22 protein-coding genes are annotated in these 20,513 nt (G+C 70.4%); 4 read left to right on the forward strand and 18 right to left on the reverse strand.

Going from position 1 to position 20,513, the window contains the following annotated elements; genetic code table 11:
* Positions 1-65: 65 nt before the first annotated feature.
* The 6 genes from ACFYY8_RS22575 to ACFYY8_RS22600 all read right to left on the reverse strand — a co-directional run bounded on the left by ACFYY8_RS22575 (position 66) and on the right by ACFYY8_RS22600 (position 4,891).
* Positions 66-950: an ABC transporter ATP-binding protein gene (locus ACFYY8_RS22575; protein ID WP_390043861.1), complete on the reverse strand. Its 885-nt coding sequence runs from the start codon at positions 948-950 to the stop codon at positions 66-68.
* A gap of 12 nt (positions 951-962) precedes the next feature.
* Positions 963-1,265 (reverse strand): winged helix-turn-helix domain-containing protein, encoded by a 303-nt coding sequence (locus ACFYY8_RS22580; RefSeq protein WP_390043863.1) that lies wholly within the window; start codon positions 1,263-1,265, stop codon positions 963-965.
* On the reverse strand, positions 1,262-1,888 hold the full coding sequence (locus ACFYY8_RS22585; RefSeq protein WP_390043864.1) for a hypothetical protein: 627 nt from the start codon (positions 1,886-1,888) through the stop codon (positions 1,262-1,264). Before ACFYY8_RS22585 ends, ACFYY8_RS22580 begins: the two co-directional genes overlap by 4 nt.
* A 194-nt stretch (positions 1,889-2,082) precedes the next feature.
* A complete protein-coding gene (locus tag ACFYY8_RS22590) occupies positions 2,083-2,844 on the reverse strand; it encodes a hypothetical protein (RefSeq protein ID WP_390043866.1) in 762 nt (253 codons plus the stop codon).
* 132 nt (positions 2,845-2,976) lie between these two features.
* A complete protein-coding gene (locus tag ACFYY8_RS22595) occupies positions 2,977-4,113 on the reverse strand; it encodes a hypothetical protein (RefSeq protein WP_390043868.1) in 1,137 nt (378 codons plus the stop codon).
* Between the two features lie 412 nt (positions 4,114-4,525).
* Positions 4,526-4,891, reverse strand: coding sequence for a winged helix-turn-helix transcriptional regulator (locus ACFYY8_RS22600; RefSeq protein WP_390043871.1), 366 nt, complete (start codon positions 4,889-4,891; stop codon positions 4,526-4,528).
* A gap of 66 nt (positions 4,892-4,957) precedes the next feature.
* On the opposite strand from ACFYY8_RS22600, the gene ACFYY8_RS22605 reads away from it, so the two are divergent.
* Positions 4,958-5,605: an NADPH-dependent F420 reductase gene (locus tag ACFYY8_RS22605; RefSeq protein WP_390043873.1), complete on the forward strand. Its 648-nt coding sequence runs from the start codon at positions 4,958-4,960 to the stop codon at positions 5,603-5,605.
* Positions 5,606-5,661: 56 nt separating this feature from the next.
* Here ACFYY8_RS22605 and ACFYY8_RS22610 read toward each other — a convergent pair whose 3' ends face one another.
* Positions 5,662-6,570 carry an SDR family NAD(P)-dependent oxidoreductase gene (locus ACFYY8_RS22610; protein ID WP_390043875.1) on the reverse strand — a complete coding sequence of 303 codons (909 nt, stop codon included), beginning with the start codon at positions 6,568-6,570 and terminating at the stop codon, positions 5,662-5,664.
* A 148-nt stretch (positions 6,571-6,718) separates the two neighbouring features.
* On the opposite strand from ACFYY8_RS22610, the gene ACFYY8_RS22615 reads away from it, so the two are divergent.
* The gene (locus tag ACFYY8_RS22615) at positions 6,719-7,570 is read left to right on the forward strand and encodes a helix-turn-helix transcriptional regulator (protein WP_390043877.1); all 852 of its coding nucleotides are present in this window, start codon (positions 6,719-6,721) and stop codon (positions 7,568-7,570) included.
* 73 nt (positions 7,571-7,643) lie between these two features.
* Here ACFYY8_RS22615 and ACFYY8_RS22620 read toward each other — a convergent pair whose 3' ends face one another.
* Together ACFYY8_RS22620 and ACFYY8_RS22625 are read right to left on the reverse strand one after the other, a co-directional pair.
* Positions 7,644-8,237, reverse strand: coding sequence for a TetR/AcrR family transcriptional regulator (locus ACFYY8_RS22620; RefSeq protein WP_390043879.1), 594 nt, complete (start codon positions 8,235-8,237; stop codon positions 7,644-7,646).
* Between the two features lies 1 nt (position 8,238).
* A complete protein-coding gene (locus tag ACFYY8_RS22625; RefSeq protein ID WP_390043881.1) occupies positions 8,239-8,625 on the reverse strand; it encodes a hypothetical protein in 387 nt (128 codons plus the stop codon).
* 91 nt (positions 8,626-8,716) lie between these two features.
* Here ACFYY8_RS22625 and ACFYY8_RS22630 point away from each other — a divergent pair, with 91 nt between their 5' ends.
* Positions 8,717-9,994 carry a M20/M25/M40 family metallo-hydrolase gene (locus tag ACFYY8_RS22630; protein WP_390043882.1) on the forward strand — a complete coding sequence of 426 codons (1,278 nt, stop codon included), beginning with the start codon at positions 8,717-8,719 and terminating at the stop codon, positions 9,992-9,994.
* A gap of 4 nt (positions 9,995-9,998) precedes the next feature.
* Here ACFYY8_RS22630 and ACFYY8_RS22635 read toward each other — a convergent pair whose 3' ends face one another.
* From ACFYY8_RS22635 to ACFYY8_RS22645, 3 genes are all read right to left on the reverse strand, one after another.
* A complete protein-coding gene (locus ACFYY8_RS22635) occupies positions 9,999-10,439 on the reverse strand; it encodes an ATP-binding protein (RefSeq protein ID WP_390043884.1) in 441 nt (146 codons plus the stop codon).
* A 141-nt stretch (positions 10,440-10,580) separates the two neighbouring features.
* The gene (locus ACFYY8_RS22640) at positions 10,581-11,396 is read right to left on the reverse strand and encodes a DUF1206 domain-containing protein (RefSeq protein WP_390043886.1); all 816 of its coding nucleotides are present in this window, start codon (positions 11,394-11,396) and stop codon (positions 10,581-10,583) included.
* Positions 11,397-11,433: 37 nt separating this feature from the next.
* On the reverse strand, positions 11,434-12,363 hold the full coding sequence (locus ACFYY8_RS22645) for a Ppx/GppA family phosphatase (protein WP_390043889.1): 930 nt from the start codon (positions 12,361-12,363) through the stop codon (positions 11,434-11,436).
* Positions 12,364-12,561: 198 nt separating this feature from the next.
* Between ACFYY8_RS22645 and ACFYY8_RS22650 the strand changes: the two genes are divergently transcribed.
* Positions 12,562-13,527 (forward strand): NADP-dependent oxidoreductase, encoded by a 966-nt coding sequence (locus ACFYY8_RS22650; protein WP_390043891.1) that lies wholly within the window; start codon positions 12,562-12,564, stop codon positions 13,525-13,527.
* Between the two features lie 80 nt (positions 13,528-13,607).
* Here the strand turns inward: ACFYY8_RS22650 and ACFYY8_RS22655 are convergent, their stop codons facing one another.
* The 6 genes from ACFYY8_RS22655 to ACFYY8_RS22680 all read right to left on the reverse strand — a co-directional run bounded on the left by ACFYY8_RS22655 (position 13,608) and on the right by ACFYY8_RS22680 (position 20,070).
* Positions 13,608-14,489 (reverse strand): carbohydrate ABC transporter permease, encoded by an 882-nt coding sequence (locus tag ACFYY8_RS22655; protein ID WP_390043893.1) that lies wholly within the window; start codon positions 14,487-14,489, stop codon positions 13,608-13,610.
* A complete protein-coding gene (locus tag ACFYY8_RS22660) occupies positions 14,486-15,391 on the reverse strand; it encodes a sugar ABC transporter permease (RefSeq protein ID WP_352011987.1) in 906 nt (301 codons plus the stop codon). Before ACFYY8_RS22660 ends, ACFYY8_RS22655 begins: the two co-directional genes overlap by 4 nt.
* An 81-nt stretch (positions 15,392-15,472) precedes the next feature.
* Positions 15,473-16,738, reverse strand: coding sequence for an extracellular solute-binding protein (locus ACFYY8_RS22665; RefSeq protein ID WP_390043896.1), 1,266 nt, complete (start codon positions 16,736-16,738; stop codon positions 15,473-15,475).
* Positions 16,739-17,484: 746 nt separating this feature from the next.
* The gene (locus ACFYY8_RS22670) at positions 17,485-18,303 is read right to left on the reverse strand and encodes a phytanoyl-CoA dioxygenase family protein (RefSeq protein WP_390043898.1); all 819 of its coding nucleotides are present in this window, start codon (positions 18,301-18,303) and stop codon (positions 17,485-17,487) included.
* A gap of 167 nt (positions 18,304-18,470) precedes the next feature.
* A complete protein-coding gene (locus ACFYY8_RS22675; protein WP_390043900.1) occupies positions 18,471-19,490 on the reverse strand; it encodes a coiled-coil domain-containing protein in 1,020 nt (339 codons plus the stop codon).
* 220 nt (positions 19,491-19,710) lie between these two features.
* Positions 19,711-20,070: a BlaI/MecI/CopY family transcriptional regulator gene (locus ACFYY8_RS22680; protein ID WP_390043902.1), complete on the reverse strand. Its 360-nt coding sequence runs from the start codon at positions 20,068-20,070 to the stop codon at positions 19,711-19,713.
* Positions 20,071-20,513 lie beyond the last annotated feature (443 nt).

Here is a 20,513-nt window from a genome sequence, read left to right on the forward strand (position 1 = left end):
GGGCTCCTGTCGGGGTCCGGTTGGAGGGGTCCGTTGGAGGGATCGGGCCGCGAGGGAGGACGGCCTCAGGCCGGCTGGGGCTCACGGCCGGTGATGGCGAGGAAGGCCTCCTCAAGGGAGGTCGGCCTGACCTCGAGGCCGGAGAAGGGGACGCCGCTCAGCACCAGCTCGCGGACCAGGGCGTCGGCGTCGGCGGTGAGCAGGTGCGTACGGTCGCCCTCTCGCTCGACACCGATGACTCCGGCGAGGGCGGGCGGTTCGGAGACGGTCAGCGTGACACGGTGGACGCCCACCAGGCCGCGCACCGCCTCAACGGTGTCGTCGGTGAGCACCCGGCCCTCGCCGATCACGACGACCCGCTGGGCCAGAGCCTCGATCTCCTCCAGGTAGTGGCTGGTCAGGACCACGGTCCCGCCTCCGGCGTGGAAGTCCCTGACCGCGCCCCAGAGCGCGTGGCGGGCCTCGACGTCGAGACCGGTGGTCGGCTCGTCGAGGAAGACCAGGCGGGGGTTTCCGGTGAAGGCGAGCGCGACCGCCAGACGGCGCTTCTGCCCGCCGGACAGGCCGCCGATCTGGCGCCTGGCCAGGTCGACGAGGCCGAAGCGTTCGAGCAGTTCCCCTCTGCTCACCGCGCCCGGGAAGTGGGCGGCCACGAAGTCGACGCACTCGCCGACCCGCAGCGCGGGCGGCAGGCCGGTCTCCTGCGGGGTGACGCCGATGCCGCGGCGCCTGGCCGGGTCGAGCGGTGAGCCGCCGAGCAGCTCGACGGTTCCCGAGGTGGGCCTTCTGAGCCCGGCGAACAGGTTGACCAGCGTGGACTTGCCCGCGCCGTTCGGGCCGAGCAGCCCGACCAGTTCACCGGCCCGGATGTCCAGGCTGACGCGGTCGAGCGCCGTGACGGCTCCGTAGGCACGGGTGACCTCGACGGCGCGGGCCAGGATCTCTGTCATTGGGGTCCCCTCCTAGGACAGGTCGAGAAGTTCACGGATGGCGGCGGTGTAGTCCTCGAAGGCGCGGCGCCCCTGCCGGGTCAGAGCGACGTAGGTCGTCGGGGTGCGCCCCCGGTGGGTCTTGACGATCTCCACGTAACCGGCTTCCTCCAGCTTCCCCAGGTGTACGGACAGATTTCCCGCGGTCATCCCGAGCAGCTCCCGCAGCCCCGGGAAGGTGATCTGGTTGGCCTCGCCCAGCGTGTTGAGCGTGGCGACCACCCGGAGCCTGGCCTGGGCGTGGATGACCGGGTCGAGCTCGCGCGGTCCCGTCATGCCCCGCCCCGCTGCCGCACCCACTGCACCACTCCGACGGCGGTGAACACTCCACCGGCTCCGACGGACATGAGCAGGGCGTGGACGGTCGGTCCCGCGATGGCGCCCGCCACGTTGAGCGCCGCGAGCCAGGCACCGAGGAAGAACATCGTCCGCACCCGCCACAGCGCGCCCCCCACGGCGTAGAGGACGGCGACGACCGTCATGGACGTCACCGCCCACAGCAGGCCGGACTCCTCGGAGGGCAGCAGGGGCGAGAGCCTGACGCCGATCGCGACCACGCAGGCGAAGCCGAACGCCCAGGCGAGGCCGTACATCATGCCCCGGTCGGCCGCCTCCCCCCGCACCTGGCCGCTGACCGTCCGCTGCGCGAAAAGGGTGGTCGCCATGGAGAGGACCATCAGCGCGAACAGCACCGCCAGCGCCGTGCTCCGGGAGAGCATGCCGTAGGCGTAGTTCAGGAACAGGGCGCCGAACCCGGCGAACCAGGTGATCCCCCATGGTGTGTGGGTCAGCAGCGGGTCACCGCCGAGCCGTCTGGCCGTCGTGGCCTGCTGCTCCTCGATCAGGCGGAGCATCTCCCCCGGACTCAGTGGCCGGTCGTCGTCGTCGAGCCGATCCATCCCCCTGCCCCTCAAACTAGTTTGAATCGCAAACCTGTGGTTTGAACTGTAAACCAGATTGCGATCCAAACTCAAGGGGATTGCGCCGCGACCCCGGCGGACACGAAGGTCTGCCCTTTACGGCGCCTCACGCCTCCGGCACGACCGGTCCGAGGTCGCCGCGCTCTCCGCGACGCCCGACCGCGAAGGGTCCGTCAGCGAAATATCGCGAGTGGCCGCATCACGGGCTCTCTGGTTCCTGGCCTCGCCTCGATCTTGCCGAAGCACTGCGCGCGGAAGGGCTCCTTCGGCGCGTCTCCGTCAAGCCATTCGGAGGCGCATGTCAGGGGCACGAGCGGTCCGCGGTCCGACTCGGCCTCGTCTCCGCACAACAGGAACAAAGAAGGCGGCGACTTCCTGTCGTCAGCCGTCGGTTCCTCGGCAGGCGCCGGCTCTTCGCCGTCGGACGTCGACCTCCCGGGGCCCGGCCTGAGCCACCCGGTGAGCCAGACATAGCCGCTGAGCTCGCTGAGACGAAGCGAACCCAGGGAGTCCCTCCGGCTTCTGAGAACGCTCGGCAGCCGCCCGGCGGGTAGGGCGATCCGCAGTTTCTCAAGGTCGACCACGACGACCGGGTCAGCCCTCTCAAGGGTGTCGATGATCAAGCGAATGACCGTTGGAGGCTCACTCCTGGAAACAAAGGAAGACACCTCCTCCTCGGTGACCTTCTTTCCGACGTTCGCCTCGACCTGGCCGACACCCGCCCGGAGACCGCTTTGGAACTCACGGGTCATTGTCTTCTGTATCTCCTGCTCAAGGGACTCGCTGTACCGCCCGATGACGAACAGGTTCATTATGGCCTCGGAGTCCAGATAACAGCAGTAGTTGTAATACGGCCGCCGGGCCACGAAGCGCTCTCTTCGCGCGCGTTCCTCCTTTATCACCGTCGTGCCCAGGACGAGGAAACTGATGATCATGACAAGCCACACGAGCATCCAGGGCCAGTTCAGGCTCCACCATGTCACGCTGTACACAGCCGTGGGCCTCTCTGCGGAGGGGTTCGATTTAGACGTCTGTTCCGACGGCCGCCGGAGTCGCGCGGGAGGGGATCATCGGGTGATGTCAACGGGGCTGCACCCGCCCACCGCGACTATCATCTGCTCCAGGATTTCCGCGGGCGGCAGTTCCACCTTCGAATAGTCGGCCGACTCTCCGGGATCGGGGATGTGGGCGCCTTTGAGAACGGACGACAACGTCTCGTCCGGCCCCCCTTCGGCCGAGTCCGACCGGTATCCCAGCTCCGCGGCGCGCCGCCGCAGCTCACGGTCGTTCTTCAAGAGGTCGCCGAGCAGGCCGGCGGACGACCTGAGATCGTCGCTGCGATCCAAGGGGATGAACGCGGACCAGCTGAGGGCCGAGGGGCTCGGGTAGAGAAGCACCCGGCTCCTGTCAGGCCGTCCGTACCCGGCCTGTCGTCTCATCTGGTAGGCGAGGTACTCGTGTTCGTAGACCACGCCGACGGGGATCTCTCGTGGCCCCGCCTTACTGAGGTACTTCGACATGATGTCCCATTGGGGCATGCCCTGGGCGGTGAGGATCGGCCTGACCTTCTCGGCGACCCTCCTGGCCTCAGCGGGCTCGGCGGGCGAACCGTTGTCGTTCAGCACGAAGGCGGCAAGCGCCAGGTACGTTCCGGCGGAGTTGGACATGCAGACGTCGGAGGTGTTGGCCAGCACCCTGTTGACGGTCTCGAACCCGTGCGCTCCGATGCCGATGTCCTTCCAGCTCTTCCTGTCCCTGGTCAGCGTCAGGAACCTGAGCATGTCGATGTCGTAGTAGAGGGGCTCGCTCCCCTGGCCGGGCCGGGGGCGGGCCACTCCGTTGGCCACCAGCGTCTCGACGTAAGGACGGTGCGAGACGAGCACGAGAGGGCTGTCGAACGGCCAGGAAACGGGGTTGTGGCCCTGGGACGCTTCGAGTCTCCGGGCCAGTAGTTGCGCCGCGGGCGCGCCGGAGAGGAAGACGAAGTCATAGGTCGCGAGACCTCCGGTCAGTATCTCCCGGGACCCGGAATCGGTGACATGCGTCTGAATGCCGTGGGACAGAAGTATTCTCTGCACCTTCGCGTCCGTGAGGAGTGCCCCGGCGGAGGCCGTTTTCCCCTCCAGGACCACGGACGGCCGGAACGGCAGGAGGATGTTTCCCGACACGATCAGCGCGATCAGGCAGGAAAAGAATACGGACACCGTGACGGCGCCTCCGAGCCAGGGGCGGGGCGGTTTCGCCTCGATGGTGAGGACGGGATCCCGATCACCGACGGTCACTGTCATCGGCTGAGCCCTTCTCGGCGATTTTGTCTTGAGCGTGACATGGAGAAAGCCGCGCTTAGAACGCCGGCAATGGCACGTTCAGGCCTGAGACGCGTCCAGAATATCTTCCCCCGACGGATGTCTCACGTTTTCTCACCGATCGGCGGGGAACACCTGCCCGAGCATTTCCTGCACACTCTGTTTTTCACTTCCGTCTGTTCTTTGTTCATTCACCGGACACACCGGGCCGGCCAGGAGCGCGATCGACCCGAAAATGACGCGCGCCGGGTTTTCGAATGCCCTGAGCACGGCCGCGATCAAGTCCGGGGGCCGCCCTGCGCGTTCCTCCTCAGGTCCCGTTCCTGGTCTCCATGAGCTCCTGGGCGCGCATGACCTCGTCGCCGTGTTCGGCGGCCCACAGGCCGAACGCCTCTATCGGCGGCAGCAGGCTCCGGCCGAGATCGGTGAGGCCGTAGTCGACGTGGGGCGGCGCGCCGGGATGGACCCGGCGTTCGACCAGGCCGTTGAACTCCAGCCTGCGCAGGGTCTCGGTGAGCACCTTGGGGCTGATCCCGCCGATCCGCTCGCGCAGCCTGCCCGGCCGTACCGGGCCCTCGCGCAGCGCCCAGACGACCACGGCGTTCCAGGTGTTGGCCAGCAGGTCGAAGGCGAGCCTGGCCCGGCAGTCGGCGAGGAACCCCTGGTCGGCGGACACACACCAAATGGTGCCCGATCGGCTGCCTAGCGTCGTACCCGGGTCCGACCACAGGAAGGGACGAACATGATGAGGATCGGAATCGTGGGCACCGGCGGCATGGCGGAGGCCCTGGGCGGAGGGTGGGCGCGCGCCGGACACGACGTACTGGTCGGCGGGCGGGACGCGGGCCGGGCGGCGGCCCTCGCGGGCAGGATCGGCGCACGCGCGGGAGACCCCCGGCGGGCGGCCGGGCACGGTGTGGATGCGGTGCTGCTGGCGGTGCCGTACGGCATGGCCACCGGGGTGGTCTCCGCCCTGGCCGACGTCCTGGACGGCCGCACGCTGATCGACTGCACCAACCCGGTCGCCCCCGGCTTCCTGCTGGAGACCGCGGGCGGACCCTCCGCCGCCGAGCGTGTGGCCGCCGCGGCGCCCGGCGCGCGCGTCGTCAAGGCGTTCAACCTCTGCCATCGGAGCGTGTGGCACCTGGACCCGCCGGTCTTCGGCGGCCGTCCGCTGGCGGTCCCGCTCTGCGGTGACGACGCGGAGGCGCTGGAGACCGTACGGGGCCTGGTGCGCGACCTGGGCTGCGAGCCGTTCGACGGCGGGGGGCTGGAACGTGCGGGCCTGCTTGAGGCGACCGCGGCCTTCCTGATCGGGCTCTGGGTCGGCGAGGGGGTGGACGCCCAGGCGATCGCGCCGCCGCTGGAGTACTCCGGCCCTCACGCCTGAGCCCGCGCGGCCCGGCGTGACACCCGGGCGCGGGTCTGGCCGCGAGCACGGTGAGGCTACAGGAACCGTTCGGCGGCCTCCCAGAGGTCTCCCTCTCGCCGCGGGTCGTAGGACTCCTCCGACGAGCGGCCCACACGGTCGCGGTCGACGTAGGAACCGGTCGGCGCCCGGATCGCGCCGAGGACGACGTCGGCGAGGCGGCGGCCCGCGGTGTCGGGGCTCGTGGCGAAGGGGGTGAGGGTCATCACCGGCATGACGCGCCGCATCGCGAACCGGGAGACGGGGCCGGCGTCGCGGGCCAGACCGGTGCCGGGGACGAAACCCGGGTTGTAGGCGACGGCGTCGATCCCGGACGGCAGGCGGCGCGCGTACTCGTGAACCAGGTGGATCGCGGCCAGCTTGCTCGTCGAGTACGCGGTGCGCCCGCCGGCCGCGGTGTCCGGCCTGGCGAAGGCACCCGTGCGGGCCAGGGTGTCCGGGGACCTCCAGACCGGGCCCGGCACCATGCCCAGGTTGTGCCTGAGGTCGCCGAAGTGCGTGTCGCTGACGGTGATCACGATCCGGGCGGGGACGGCGAAGCGGTCCTGGAGCAGGCGCACGAACAGGTGGTTGGCGAGCACGTTGACCGTGAAGGTGGCCTCCAGCCCCTCGGGCCCCTCGGTGAGCGCGTTGGTGTACTGAACACCGGCGTTGCCCACGAAGCCGCGCAGCGGCGGCAGGGCGCCGCGGTCGAGCCGGTCGCGGATCCCGACGGCGGCCGCGCGGACGCTGTCCAGCGAGCGGAGGTCCGCCGGGACGTGCGAGACCGTGTACCCGCCCGAGGCGAGTTCCGCGGCGAGCCGTGCGCCGCGGGACGCGCGGGCGACGACGAGGAGGTGCGCGTCCGGTGACCGGCGCAGGATGCGCCGTGCGGCGACGCGGCCGATTCCGCGGCTCGCGCCCGTCATCACGATGGTGTGCTTCATCAGGGACTCCCTGGATGTCCGGCCTGCGGCGCCCGCCTCGGACGCGTGTCCACGTTCGCCTCAAGGGCCGCCGCCGGCCAGCGCACCGCCCGTCCCTGGGACCGGCGGTACCCAGGCTCGTCTCCCGCCGCGTGGCGAGAATGGGTCCATGACCGCCTCCCGCTCCGACTTCGCCGCGCTCCTGCGCGCCTGGCGTGACCGCCTCTCCCCGGACGACGCCGGCTTCACGGCGACAGGCGGCCGTCGCGCCCCGGGACTGCGCCGCGAGGAGCTGGCCCAGCTGGCGGGACTGTCCGTCGACTACGTTCTGCGCCTGGAGCAGGCACGGGCCAGGAACCCCTCGGCCCAGGTCGTCGGCGCGCTCGCCCGGGCCCTTCAGCTCACCCGCGCCGAGCGCGACCGGCTGTACCGGAGCGCCGGGCTCCTGCCACCGCGGGACGGGACGGTCGACACCCACGTGCCCCCGGGCGTCCAACGGCTCGTCTCGCGTCTCGGTGACGTTCCGATCGGCGTGTTCGCCGCGGACTGGACCCTGGTGTGGTGGAACACCATGTGGAGCGCGCTGCACGGCGACCCCGCCGCCCTTCCCGCCGCCGAACGCAATCTCGCCCGTGCGCTCTTCGGCGACGGCGCCGCGAGCGCCCAGATGCTCCCCGTCCGGTCAGAACGTGGACCGGACGCCTTCGCCGCGTCGATCGTCGCCGACCTCGGAGACGCCGTCTCCCGCTATCCCGCCGACGCCCGGCTCGGCCGTCTCGTGCGAGAACTACGCGAAACGTCCGGCGCCTTCGCTCATCACTGGGCCACGCGGACGGCCGCCGCCCCGCACACGACCGACGCGAAGACGATCCGGCACCCCCAGGTCGGCGACATCCTGCTCGACTGCGACGTCCTCGTCGTTCCCGGCGCCGACCTGCGCGTGGTCACCTACACGGCGGCGGCCGGAAGCACCGATGCGGGGAAGCTCGACCTTCTTCGCGTCACGGGAGGCCGCACCTGAACGGATGGCGTCGCGGCGGCGCGCACCGGCTTCGCGCGGCCGAGGTCCCGGGCGGCCGCTCGGGAACAGGGGTTCACGAGGGTTCGGCCCGTGTCGCCCTGTCGAAGATCTCGACGAGTTCGTCCGCGCAGTGGTCCGCGTCGTGGCCGTTGACGACTCGGTCGGCCGTCGCGTCGATGGCCGACCGCAGCGCCGCGCCCATCAGCTCGCCGTCGAACGTCCTGAACGTTCCCGCGCGCCGCCCGTCCTCGAACAGCGCGACCAGTCTGCCGATCGCGGCGTCGTGCTCCTGCCCGCCGACGGGCACGTGGTTGTACACGATCTGCTGTATCGCGCGCACGTGCCCGGGGTGCGCGGCGACGAAGGCGACGTTCGCCCTGATGTAGGCCTCAAGCTGCGCGCGGGCCCCGGTGGCGGCGTCGAGTCGCGGGCGCATGAAGGCGGCGGCGTCGGCGGTGACCTGGCGGACGACGGCCTCGAAGAGCTGTTCCTTGGTGGAGAAGTGGTAGGAGATCAGTCTCTTGCTGCTCAGCCCGGCGTGCTCACAGATGGCCTCGAAGGTGGTCTCCGCGTAGCCGCGCTCGGCGAGCACCGCGATGGTGGCGGAGGCGATCTGAGCCCTGCGTGCCTCGGTGGCCGCCGTCCGGCGGGTCCTGGCGATCTCCATATCACCCCAGCTTGCCACGCTTCGGAAACGCCTCACGCACGGCGCGGCGGTTGACCGTGAGCGCGGCGACGGCGACCAGGACGCCGATCACGCCCTGCTCCACCTTCATCCAGCCGGGGTAGCCACTGTCCGGCGCGAGGATGATGAGCACGATTCCGACGGGCGCGGCGAGGGTGACGAAGCGGATGCGCACGTAGGCCGACCGCCTGCCGTGCGCGGCCTGCCCGGCGAGGACGACGAGCCAGGCGGAGGCGACCGCGACGGCGGCGCCGCGCAGCCACACCACCCAGTTGCCGCCGACGACGGCGGCCACCCCGAGCGCCGCGACCGAGATGACGAGCACGGCGACGAAGAGCGCCCTGACCAGGCTCCACACTTTATTATCCATACGGATAAATTTATACACACGGATAACGAAATGCAAAGACGTCACCGTGGGTATGCACCGATGATCAGTCGGTTTCCGGGGGGCGTGTTCCATGGCTGGCGAGGTCTCGTCGATCTGCTCGAACCTGATCAGGTTCGACACCACCAATCCGGGCTCCGGGGAGCGGCCCGCGGCCGAGTACGTCGCGGAGCTGCTGGCCGAGGTGGGCATCGAGCCGGTGGTCTTCGAGTCGGCCAGCCGCAGGACCAGCGTGGTCGCCAGGATTCCCGGCGACTCGCCCGAGGCCCTGCTGGTCCACGGCCACCTGGACGTGGTGCCCGCCGAACCCGCCGACTGGCGGATCCACCCGTTCTCCGGGGAGATCACCGGCGGCTGCGTCTGGGGCAGGGGCGCGGTCGACATGAAGGGCACGCTGTCCATGACGCTCGCCCTGGTCCGCGACTGGGCAAGGCGCGGCGTGCGGCCGGCCAGGGACATGGTGCTGGCCTTCCTCGCCGACGAGGAGGCGACCGGCGAGTACGGCGCACGGTACGCGGTGCGGCGGCGCAGGGAGCTGTTCGACGGCTGCACCGAGGCGATCGGCGAGTCGGGCGGCTACAGCGTCGAGGTGCGGGGGCGGCGTGTCTACCCGATCGCGGTCGGCGAGCGCGGCACCGCGTGGATGAGGCTGACCGCCGACGGCGTCGCGGGCCACGGCTCCCGCCCTCCTGCGGACAACGCGGTCGCCGAGCTGTGCCACGCCCTGTCCAGGCTCGCCGCCCACCGCTGGCCGGTACGGCTGACGCCCGGCGTCGCCGCCCTGCTCACGAGCCTTGAGGAGATCCTGGGGGAGCGCATCGACCGCGACCGGCTCGAACAGGAGGCCGAGCGGCTGGGCCGGGCGGGCACGCTGTTCGCGGCGCAGATCCGCAACTCGGCCAACCCGACGATGCTCCAGGCGGGTTACAAGGTCAACGTGATCCCCGGCACCGCGACCGCCCACGTGGACGGCCGGTTCCTGCCCGGATACCGGGAGGAGTTCCTGGAGACGATCGACCGGCTGCTCGGGCCGAGGATCACCCGTGAGTTCCTCAGCCTGGAGGAGGCGCCGGACGCGTCGCTGAACGCCCCCTTCTTCGAGCGGCTCCGCGCGGCGATCCTCGCCGAGGACGGGCAGGCGCGGCCGGTGCCGTACGTGATGTCGGGGGGCACGGACGCCAAGTCCTTCGCCGGGATCGGCATCAGGGGGTACGGCTTCGCGCCGTTGCGGCTCTCCCCCGACCTTGACTACTTCGGCATGTTCCACGGAGTGGACGAGCGCGTCCCGGTCGAGGGGCTCGAGTTCGGCGTCCGGGTACTGGACCGGCTGCTGGCCTCCCCCGGCGCCTGAGGGCTCACCGCACGGCGGCCAACCGGCCCCCCGGCACCCCGGCGGTCTCGAGAACGAGCTCGAACCAGACCAGGTTCGTCCCCGCCTCCCGGGTGAATCCCCAGCTGTGGGACAGCGCCTCGAGCAGCGGCAGGCCTCGCCCCCCGGTGGCGTCGGCGGGGGTGTGGCACAGGCAGGGAACCTCGGCCGAGCCGTCGTCCTGGACGGAGACCCGCACGCCGCCCGCCCAGTGGGTGACGGTGACGGTGAACATGCCGCCGTCCCCCGACCTGGAGTGGACGACCGCGTTGGTGGCTATCTCACTGGTGAGCAGCACGCAGTCGTCGTGGAGGGGATGGTCCCTGCCGAGAGCCGCCGAGATCAGTTTTCTGGCCCTCCCCACCTGGTCGGGGGACCCTTCCAGGTGGAGAATCCGTTCACCGCCGTCGCGCTCCGACAAATCCATATGGCCCTCCCGATGCCATCCGCCTCCATGGAAGGACGCGGGACCCGGACAGGGCGATGTCATGGAAAAGCGCCAATAGGGTGACTTACCGGATAGGTAGGTGGGGCTTGCCACGGCGGCGCCGGGGCGCGGGGCCGTACGTCACAGCCGGTGCCAGCGCGCCTGGAGAAAACAGTAGGCCGCGAAAAGCAGCAGGCCGAAGGCCACGACGCCCAGCAGCCACGGCCCGGCGGGGGTGCCCGCCAGCGCGCGCAGCGTCGAGTCGACGCCCCTGGCCCTGTCCGGATCGTAGGTGATCGCGGCCTGGACGACGAAGACCCCGGCCGCCACCGCGATCACGCCGCGGGCGAGGTATCCGGCCGTGCCGAGCCGCTCGGCCAGACGCCGCGCGCCCGGCGGCACCTCCCCGTCGCGCAGGTCCTCAAGAAACCTCTTCTTCCATCCGCTGTGGATCCAGTGGGCCCCGAGCGCGACCACCCCGAGTCCCACCAGGCCGACCAGGACCTGCCCGCCGGGCAGGTCCATCGCCATGGCGGTCAGATCCTTGGAACTGTCGTCGGACGAGCTGCCCGGGTCGCCCCTCAGCAGCAGGCCGAGCAGCGTCGCCACCAGCAGCCCGTACGTGAACGCCCGCGCGACCGCCTCGGCCCGGTCCTTGACCTTCCCGCCCCGGTCGAGGACCGCCTCGGAGACCTGCCAGAGGGTCAGGGCCACGAAGCCGAGGACCATCAGCCACAACAGCACGGTGCCGAACGGCTGCTCGGCCACCGTCTCGACCGCCCCGGTCTTGTCGGCCTCCTTGCCCCCGTTTCCGCCGCCGAAGGCGATCCGCAGGGCCAGGAAGCCGATGAGGCCGTACAGGACGCCGCGGCAGACGAGCCCGAGGCGGGTCAGTCTCTCCAGAGTCCGGCTGCCGGCCGCTCTGCGGGCGGCGCCTTGCACCTGAGCGCTGTTCATGAAGGCGCGCTCTTACCCGACGAAGAGCCGGTAAACCTCAGACCTCGGGCATCGTGTCGAGTCTGCGCAGGATGACGCCCTCCCGCAGCGCCCAGGGGCACACCTCGAGCTCCCCGACCCCCAGCAGGTCCATCGCGGCGTCGGCGACGATCGCCCCCGCGGGCAACTGCGGCGCCCGCCCCTCGGAGACCCCCGGCAGGCCCGCCCGCGCGCGCGGGTCCATCCCGGCCAGCCTGCCGGTCCACTCCACCAGCTCGGTGTGCCTGAGCACCCGGCGGACGTTCCCCTCGCTCGACGGGGCCGCCCCGGTTATCCTCGCCAGCTGCCTGAAGGTCTTCGAGGTCGCCACCGCGTGGTCCGCCCTGCCGTACCTGGCGACGTCGCCGACCTTGCGGGCGATCTCGGCCCGCACGTGCCTGCGCAGGGCCCTGATCTCCTCCTGGGAGGGCGGGTCGGCGCTGAAGCGGTCGCGGGTGAGCCTGCCCGCCCCGAGCGGCAGCGAGATCGCGACGTCCGGCTGCTCGTCGATGCCCGAGGCGATCTCCAGGGAGCCCCCGCCGATGTCCAGCACCAGCAGCCGCCCCGACGACCAGCCGAACCACCGCCGCACGGCCAGGAAGGTCAGCCGCGCCTCGTCCTGACCGGAGAGGACCTGGATGTTCACCTCGGCCCGCGCGTTGAGGTCGGCGAGCACCTCCTCGCCGTTGACCGCCTCCCTCACCGCCGAGGTGGCGAACGCCATGAGGTCCTCGACGCCCTTGTCCTCGGCCAGGCGCAGCGCCTCCTCGACGTGCCCGCGCAGCAGCGCCGCGCCCTCCTCGGAGAGCCGCTCGTCGTCCTCCATGTACTCGGCGAGCCGGAGGTCCACCTTGTGGGAGTAGGCGGGGAGCGGCCGGGCGCCCCGGTGCGCGTCCATCACCAGAAGATGAACCGTGTTGGAACCGATGTCGAGAACGCCCAGTCGCATGCGTCGAAGTTACTACCCCTCCATAACCGGAAGATCCGGTCTACCCCGGTTCCCGGGAACGCTCTCCTGAACAGTCCGTGAACGAAAGGCGCCGGAGGTTTCCCGGAAAGGACAAGGCTCCCGCGCGGGCCCGGCGAGCGGGGTTACCCTCTGCCGCGCCGCGCCGCCCAGCGGCCACGACCGAGGAGGAGACAGAACATGACTTCCATGCGCGCCGTAAGCCAGGACGTCTTCGGCGGACCCGAGGTGCTGCGCCCCGTCCTGCTGGACAGGCCGCGACCGCTGCCGACCGAGGTGCTGGTCCGGGTCGTCGCCGCCGGGGTGAACCCCGTCGACGCCAAGACCAGGGCGGGCGGTGGCATGGCGGGTGTCCTCGGCGCCCCGCCCTTCGTCCTCGGCTGGGACGTCTGCGGCGTCGTCGAGGAGGTCGGGTACGGCGTGCACACCCTGGCCGTCGGCGACGAGGTGTACGGCATGCCGTGGTTCCCCCGGCAGGCGGGCGCCTACGCCGAGTACGTCACGGCCCCCTCGCGGCAGTTCGCCCGCAGGCCCCGCTCGCTGGGGCACGAGGAGGCGGCGGCCGTACCGCTGGCGGCGCTGACCGCCTGGCAGGTCCTGGTGGACACCGCCGACCTGCGGCCCAGGCAGCGGGTGCTCGTGCACGCCGCGGGGGGCGGGGTCGGCCACTTCGCCGTCCAGATCGCCAAGCACCTGGGGGCGTACGTGATCGGCACGGCCCGTACGGCCAAGCACGACTGGCTGAGCGGGCTCGGCGCCGACGAGCTCGTCGACTACACGGCCGTCCGGTTCGAGGAGGTGGTGCGCGACGTGGACCTGGTGGTGGACCTGGTCGGCGACGGGTACGACACCACGAGCACCCGTTCCCTCGGCGTCCTGCGTCCCGGCGGGCTGCTGGTCGCGGTGCCCTCCGGGGTCTCGCCCGAGCTGGTCGAGTCGGCCGCGGCACGCGGCGTGCGTGCGACGGGGTTCCTGGTCGAGCCGGACGGCCCGGCGCTGGCGCGCATCGGCGAGCTGGCCGACTCGGGCCTTCTCACCGTCGAGGTCGAGGAGGTCTTCCCTCTCGACCGGGCGGCCGAGGCCCACGAACGGCTGGCGGCGGGCCGTACCTCGGGCAAGCTGGTCCTGGGCGTCACCGCCCCCTGAACGTCCCGGGCGGTCCCGTGCCGGAGCGACTCGACACGGGACCGCCGCCCACCGGGCCCCCACCGCTGGGCCCGTGCGGGTCACTTGATGGAACCGGCGGTGAGACCGCCGACCACCTTCCGTTCGATGAGCGCGAACAGGATGATGACCGGGATCGTCGCGATGACCGAACCCGCGAACAGGTTCTGCCAGTCCACCTGGTACTGGCCGATGAAGGAGTTCAGGGCGACCGTGAGGGGCTGGTTGCCCGGGGTGGTGGTCAGGGTGAGGGCGACGACGAACTCGTTCCAGGCCGCGATGAAGGTGAAGATCAGCGCGGTCACCACACCGGGCATGGCCAGCGGGAGGGTGACCCGGAACAGCGCGCCGAAGCGTCCGTTGCCGTCGATGAACGCGGCCTCCTCCAGCTCACGCGGGATCGAGGAGAAGTAGGCGTTGAGGATCCACACCGCGAAGGCGAGGTTGAAGCCGCCGTTGACCAGGATCAGCGCCCAGACCGAGTCGACCAGCCCGAACTGGAAGAACTCGCGGTAGATGCCGACCAGCATCGCGGTCGGCTGGAACATCTGGGTGATCAGCACCAGGATCATGAACGCGGTGCGGCCCTTGAAGTCGTGCCGCGCGGTGTAGTAGGCCGCGGGCAGCGCCACCAGCAGCACCAGCACGGTCGAGCCCGCGGCGACCTGCAGGGTGACGCCCAGGTTCTGGGCGAGTCCGCCGGTCCAGAAGTTCGTGAAGTTCGACCATTCGAACCGCTGCGGCAGGTAGGTCGCCTGGCGCAGTTCCCCCTGCGGGCGCAGCGCCGTCAGGATCATCACCAGGTAGGGGAAGAGGAAGACGAAGGCGATCAGGTAGGCGCTCGCCGCGATGACGACGGTCTTGACGGACGGGAGCGAGCGCGGCGCCGCGACAGGGGCCGTCGTCTTCTCCGCGACCGAGGGCGCGTTCTGGGTGAGGGTCATGCGGGTGCCGTCCTCCACTTGCTGACCTTCAGGAAGACGATCGTCAGGACGATCACCATGCCGAAGTTGACGACGGACATGGCCGCCGACTCGCCGATGTCGGATCCCTTGAGGATGTACATGAAGATGGTCGAGGTCGCCGTCGAGTAGCCCGGCTGCCCGTGGGTCATGGCCCAGATGATCGGGAAGCTGTTGAAGACGTTCATCACGTTGATGAGCGCCGCGACCGTGAGGGCGGGCCGCAGCAGCGGCAGCGTGATCGACCAGTAGGTCCGCAGCTTCGAGGCTCCGTCGATCTTGGCCGCCTCGTAGACGTCGGCCGGGATCGCCGACAGTCCCGCGAGCAGCGCGTAGGTGGTGAACGGGACGGAGACGAAGACCGCGACGAAGATGAGCCACGGCATCGCGCCCGACGCGCTGCCGAGCGGGTCGGCGTCCGCGCCGCCGAGGGCGTCCAGCAGCCCGAGGTCACGCCTGAGCATGTTGATCAGGCCGACCTCGGGGTCGAGCATCCACTTGAAGATGATCGACGTCATCAGGACGGAGGCGGCCCACGGCGCGATCAGCGCCCAGCGGGCGAAGCGGCGTCCGGGGAAGCGCTGGTTGAACAGCTGGGCCAGCGCCAGGGAGACGAGCACGGTCAGCGCGACCACCGCGACCACCCACACCAGGCTCCTGGCCATGACCCCGCCGAAGTCGGGCTCGGCGAACAGCTTGTCGTAGTTGCCCGTCCCGTTTCCGCCCTGGACGACGCCGAAGCGGCTGATCTTCAGGAAGGACGACTGGACCATCACCACGACGGGCCAGACGACCACCACGGCGATCAGCGCCACGGCGGGGCCGACCCAGGCCAGCGGGGCGAGCGCGCGCAGCGCTCCGCCTCGCGCGGATGTTTGCTGCATGAGTCCTGCTTTCGGATGGACTGGTACGGCGCGCCCGCCACACGGCAGGACGGGCGGGCGCGCCGTACCCGGGGGTGAGGGTCAGCCCGCGGTCGCGACCTTCTGGATCGCACCGAGCACGGCCTTCGGGTCACCGCTGACGGCGCCGCCGATGGTCTGCTTGACCTGGGTGTTCACCTCGGACCACTTGGGGTCCTGGAAGGGGTAGAACGTCGCGTTGGGCAGCGCGTCCAGGAACGGCTTGAGCCTCTCGTCCGAGGAGAGCTTCTCGATGCCGGACTTCGTCACCGGCAGCAGCTTGTAGGTGTCGCTGATCTTCTGCGCCGCGTCACCGGAGTAGAAGTAGTCGAAGAACTTCTTGATCTGCTCCTGGTGGCCGTTCTTGTTGAAGGCCATGATCCAGTCCTCGACGCCGAGCGTGGTGTCCAGGGCCGCGGTCTTGCCCGCGATCGGGGCGACACCGAAGTTGGTCAGGCCGCCCTTCTCGAAGATCGGGATGGACATGGGGCCGCCGTTGACCATGCCGACCTTGCCCGCGGCGAAGTCCGCCCAGACGTCCTTGCGGTTCTTGGTGCCGGGGTTGGGGCTGGTCAGGCCCGCGTCGACCAGGCCCTTGACGTACTGGAGGGCCTCGACGTTGGCGGCGGAGTCGACCGCCCACGCCCCGGAGGAGTCCTTGTAGCCGCCGCCGTTGCCCATGAACCACAGGAACGACTCGGCCTGGGCCTCCTCGTTGCCCAGCGGCAGGCCGAACGGCTGGCTGACGCCGGCCTTCTTCAGCTTCTCCGCCGCGGCCTTGAGCTCCTCCCAGGTCTTGGGCGCCTCGGCGATCCCGGCCTTGGTGAACAGGTCCTTGTTGTAGAACAGGGCGCGGGCCGAGGACACGAACGGGATGCCGTAGCCGGTGCCGTCCACCTTGCCGAAGTCGGCGAACTTGGGCAGCAGGTCGGCCGAGGTGGCCGGGGACAGGACCTCGTCGGTCTTGTACAGCAGGCCGTCCTTGACGAAGCCGGAGTAGTCGCCGGTCTGCAGGATGTCGGGCACCTGGCCGTTCTGGACCATGGTCGCGACCTGCTTGTCGATGTCGTTCCAGTTGATGACCTGGACGTCGACCTTGATGCCGGGGTTGGCCTTCTGGAAGCCGTCGACGACGCCCTTCCAGAACTTCTCACCGCTGTTGTCGGCGGTGGGGCCGTCGCCGTAGTCGGCGGCGACCAGCTTCAGCGTCACGTCGCCACCGGCCGCCTTGTCACCGCCGTCGCTTCCGCTCTGCGTCGAACCGCAGCCGGTCATGACCAGTGCCGCGGACAGACCGAGCGTCAGCGCACCGACGAGCCTCTTGTTCACGTGAATTACCACCTTGATATTCAGACGATCGGAGCCGGTCCGTACCAGCTGGGGGGCCGCCGGAGTTCACCCGGCGGGTTGGAATGCTCGAAAGAGAGCCGGTGGCGGCCTGTGGGTCGCGGAGCTCCGGGCTTTCCCGTGGTGCGGACCAGAGTAGGTTCGTCCTATGGGACTGGTCTATACCGGTTGATATCGGTTTGACAACGCCGATCGAGAGAGCGTGCCACCGGTCCGTACCGGATTCTCGTCGGCCTGACCGGCTTCACTACCGCCGGTAGGAGCCATGACCGCTCTTGGGAAACGGCCGCTCACCTGGGATGACATTCAGGATGGCGTTGCCGATCGACCGACGATGAACTACGAACCTTAGTAAGTCGGCTGGAGAGATCCGTGGAATCCCGGGCCACCGCGTCCGGCCCGCCGGGCGTACCGGCCTGGGAGCGTCGGCCGTTCACGCGCCTCTTTCCGCCGCGCCGGAACCGGTGCCGGCCGCCGTTCCCGCCGGGCGCTCCCCCGAGGGAAGTGTTCTCACGTGCGCCGGAACGGCGTCTCGACGCCGTTCCTCGCCCCCGACCTGGAGACGGTCCTCATGTGTCCGAAGTGGTCTGGACCACCTCTCCGCCCAGGAGAACCGGTACGGCCGCGCGGGGACGCGCCGCCCGAACGGGCGGCCGCCTCGCCGGACGAGCCTGAGAGCGCCCCGTCCGTACACGGTCGAGAACCCGGGCGTCGCGGGCGGCGTGGTTTCAGCCCCCGGCCGTCCCCGACGCCCCCGCGCCGTGTCCCCGTTCGAGGCCCCGCCTGATCGCGGCCTCGACGGGTGAGAGATCGCTCTCCGCCCCGTCCCCGCGGAGCGGCCCGGCCGGGCTGAGCCCCGGCTGGGCCAGGAAGCGCGGGCTCCGGCCGCGGTTCGGCTGCCCGGCGTGCACCAGGAACGGGTGGCACAGGTAGACGTCGCCGGCGTCGCCGGTGGCGTGGACGACCGGACGGTCACGGCTCGCCGCCTCGGCCCGCCGGGCCAGTTCCACGGCGTCGAGGCCGTCCTCGCCCTCGGAGGCGAGCAGCCGCGCCACGTCCAGGTGGGAACCGGCGCGCAGCCGGGTCGGCGCGTCCGCCTCCCCGACGTCCGAGAACAGGAAGAGCATCAGCAGCGCGCGGTCCCTGGAGGCCGCGTTCGCCCGCCAGGTCAGGTAGTCACCCGGGACGGAGCCGGGGCCGGGAAAGCTCACGTCGACGTGCCATCCGTCCACGACGGCCGGTTCGCCCCCGGGGAAACGGATCACGAAGCCTCCCAGGGTGGCGCGGGGGGTCCAGCGCCCCCTGCCCACGAGCGCGTCGAAGGCGGCGTGCAGGCGCGGCGTGTTGGCCGCGGCCCGGAACGGCGGTTGCGCGTAGTCCGGGCGGGCCGCGACCGGTCCCGGCCACGTGGCCGGGGTGCCGGGGTCGGCCCCGAGGTCCCGCCACACGATCTCGCGGCATCTCTCGGCGGCCTCGCGGGGGAAGGCGCTCTCGATCCGGACGAAGCCGTCCTCGACGAAAGCCTCCACCTGAACGTCGGTGAGCATGTCCCCACACTGGTCACCCCGTCACGGTCGCGGCAACCCGTTTTACGGCCACGTCGTACGGCGGCGCGGCCTGTCAGGCCTCGCCGAAGGTGAGCGCGCCCGGGATGGCCGTGAAGAAGGCGGTGCCCGACCTCGCCTGACGCCCCGGCCGCGGCCGGGGCAAGCGGTCAGTGGACCGAGATGTGGACGTGGTCGTAGTGGTTGGCGGTGACGCCGCCCCGGTTGGACATGCCGCGCCAGCCGGAGCCGGTGTTGATGCGCTGGCGCCAGATGACGTACTTGACGCCGAGGCGGTCCTTGTTCTCGATGGCCCAGGCGGCCACCTCGTCGCCGAGCCTGACGTTGCCCGCGCTGGGCATGGAGCCGCCCGAGCTCATCATGAAGTCGCAGGCGCGGCCGAGCGGGTGCTCCCCGCCTCCGGCGATGCCGCCGTCCACGCGGTAGCAGCCGATGCCGAAGTGGGGGCTGAAGCGCTGCGCGACCAGCTGGCGGACCAGGCGCATCCTGGGGGTGATGTTGTCGGGGCCGGAGGGAAGCTGGGGGACCCAGGTGCCGTCGGCCCTCCTGGTGCCCGGGGTGGGGTAGAGCCGGTCGATCCTGTCCTTGATCGTGTCGATCAGCTCCAGGGTCCGCTTCTTCTGCTCGCCGAGCTTCCTCAGCGAGTCGCGCAGCTCCTTCGCGCGCTGTTCCGCCGAGGCCTTCGCCCGCTGGTAGGTGTCTTTGACCTGGGCGAACCCGTTGAGCCTGGCGTCCCGGCCCTCCATGATCTGCTGCATGAGGGCCATCTGGTTGAGCAGGTCCGCCGGATCGCTCGCACTCATCAGAACCGGGAGCGTCCCGGGGATGCCGGTGCGGTAGCGCTGGGCGGCCAGCGTGCGGACCTCCCGCGCGGCCTGGTCGAAGTCCTCCTGCGCCCCTCGCAGCTCGCCCGCGGCGGCCTTCTCCGCCTTCTCGGCCTTCTGCAGCGCGACCCGCCCCGTGTAGTACTCGGCGATCATGGAATCGGACCGCTTCTGGAGCCGTGCCAGCTCCGCGCGGAGCTGCTTGGCGGTGGGTTTCGGCGCGGCGTGGCCTTCGGCCTGGGGTACGGCGCACAGCACGAGGACGGCGGCCGAGGCGGTCAGCCCCCTGAACGCGCCCCGCCATCGGCCTGAACGGGACAGCGCCGCCACGTCTCTCCTTCTCACCGGCCCTCCCGCCGGGAGGGGCGTCCAGGGCCCCTTCCCACGGACATGGAGGGGTTTCGGAGGCGTCGCCTCCCATCCGATGGACGATAGTAGGAGATGGTGCACCGAACAGGCCGGGCATGCCAAATCAGGCGCCCAACCCCTCTTCCGAGGACCGTTCCAGCGCTCTCGCGCCCCGAAATCGGGATATTCTCCTATCTGGGGTAGTAGTGCGGCCCCACTACTCCAGGGGACACACCCTGAGCGCCGCGTCCAGCGCCGCCGACTCCTCCGGGGTGAGCCGCTCAAGGAAGTGCACCAGCGTGGCCGTACGGTTGCCGCCCGAGGCCAGGGCGTCGCGCATGAGGTCGGCGACGTATGCCTCCCTGCTGGCGACCGTCTCGTAGACGTAGGCCCTGCCGACCATCCGCCTGCGGAGCAGGCCCTTGGTGTGCAGCTTGTCCATCACGGTCATGACCGTGGTGTAGGCGATCTCCCGTTCCGCGCGGAGGTCCTCGAGCACGTCCCTGACCGGCGCGGGCCTGCGGGTCGACCACAGGCGTTCCATGATCACGGACTCCAGGTCCCCCAGACCGCGCATCGCGTGCGGCTCCCCTCTATCCGCTCCATCCGCGGATCGTCCGATGCTACCCGGCGTCGTAGATCCTCGCCCGGCCGCCGAAGGGGACGAACGACTTGAAAGCGCCCCACTCCCCCAAGATCATACGGAGCCAAAGTAAATCCTCACTCTTTACATTGATGTGACTTGTTCACCGGGGGTGAGCGCCATATGTTTTGGGACCAAACATTGAGTGTTCCTCGCCGCAGGAGGTCTCGATGCGCCTCACCCCTGACCCCGGGGTGCCGGAAACCACGACTCCGGCAGCCGATCCTGCCTCGAGCCGTGTGAGACCCGTGGCGGACCAGGGGGACCGGCGTCCCACGCCCACGACCGGATGCCGATCCGGGCGACCCCGCCGGACCGTCCGACGTGCCCACCGTCCCAACGATCCCGGACGGCGGGCCCCTGACGCCGCCGCCGAT

This window comes from Streptosporangium sp. NPDC001559 (genome assembly GCF_042893955.1).
In the GTDB taxonomy this organism is placed as follows: Bacteria; Actinomycetota; Actinomycetes; order Streptosporangiales; family Streptosporangiaceae; genus Streptosporangium.

Bases quoted from the DNA above. Each gene is read 5' to 3' on its own strand.
- ACFYY8_RS22580 (WP_390043863.1), bottom strand. From the start codon at position 1,265: ATGACGGGACCGCGCGAGCTCGACCCGGTCATCCACGCCCAGGCCAGG.
- ACFYY8_RS22645 (WP_390043889.1), bottom strand. From the start codon at position 12,363: ATGCGACTGGGCGTTCTCGACATCGGTTCCAACACGGTTCATCTTCTG.
- ACFYY8_RS22615 (WP_390043877.1), top strand. From the start codon at position 6,719: ATGACCGCCTCCCGCTCCGACTTCGCCGCGCTCCTGCGCGCCTGGCGT.
- ACFYY8_RS22680 (WP_390043902.1), bottom strand. From the start codon at position 20,070: ATGCGCGGTCTGGGGGACCTGGAGTCCGTGATCATGGAACGCCTGTGG.
- ACFYY8_RS22635 (WP_390043884.1), bottom strand. From the start codon at position 10,439: ATGGATTTGTCGGAGCGCGACGGCGGTGAACGGATTCTCCACCTGGAA.
- ACFYY8_RS22660 (WP_352011987.1), bottom strand. From the start codon at position 15,391: ATGCAGCAAACATCCGCGCGAGGCGGAGCGCTGCGCGCGCTCGCCCCG.
- ACFYY8_RS22670 (WP_390043898.1), bottom strand. From the start codon at position 18,303: ATGCTCACCGACGTTCAGGTGGAGGCTTTCGTCGAGGACGGCTTCGTC.
- ACFYY8_RS22610 (WP_390043875.1), bottom strand. From the start codon at position 6,570: ATGAAGCACACCATCGTGATGACGGGCGCGAGCCGCGGAATCGGCCGC.
- ACFYY8_RS22585 (WP_390043864.1), bottom strand. From the start codon at position 1,888: ATGGATCGGCTCGACGACGACGACCGGCCACTGAGTCCGGGGGAGATG.
- ACFYY8_RS22620 (WP_390043879.1), bottom strand. From the start codon at position 8,237: ATGGAGATCGCCAGGACCCGCCGGACGGCGGCCACCGAGGCACGCAGG.
- ACFYY8_RS22650 (WP_390043891.1), top strand. From the start codon at position 12,562: ATGACTTCCATGCGCGCCGTAAGCCAGGACGTCTTCGGCGGACCCGAG.
- ACFYY8_RS22575 (WP_390043861.1), bottom strand. From the start codon at position 950: ATGACAGAGATCCTGGCCCGCGCCGTCGAGGTCACCCGTGCCTACGGA.
- ACFYY8_RS22590 (WP_390043866.1), bottom strand. From the start codon at position 2,844: ATGATCATCAGTTTCCTCGTCCTGGGCACGACGGTGATAAAGGAGGAA.
- ACFYY8_RS22605 (WP_390043873.1), top strand. From the start codon at position 4,958: ATGATGAGGATCGGAATCGTGGGCACCGGCGGCATGGCGGAGGCCCTG.
- ACFYY8_RS22640 (WP_390043886.1), bottom strand. From the start codon at position 11,396: ATGAACAGCGCTCAGGTGCAAGGCGCCGCCCGCAGAGCGGCCGGCAGC.
- ACFYY8_RS22625 (WP_390043881.1), bottom strand. From the start codon at position 8,625: ATGGATAATAAAGTGTGGAGCCTGGTCAGGGCGCTCTTCGTCGCCGTG.
- ACFYY8_RS22630 (WP_390043882.1), top strand. From the start codon at position 8,717: ATGGCTGGCGAGGTCTCGTCGATCTGCTCGAACCTGATCAGGTTCGAC.
- ACFYY8_RS22655 (WP_390043893.1), bottom strand. From the start codon at position 14,489: ATGACCCTCACCCAGAACGCGCCCTCGGTCGCGGAGAAGACGACGGCC.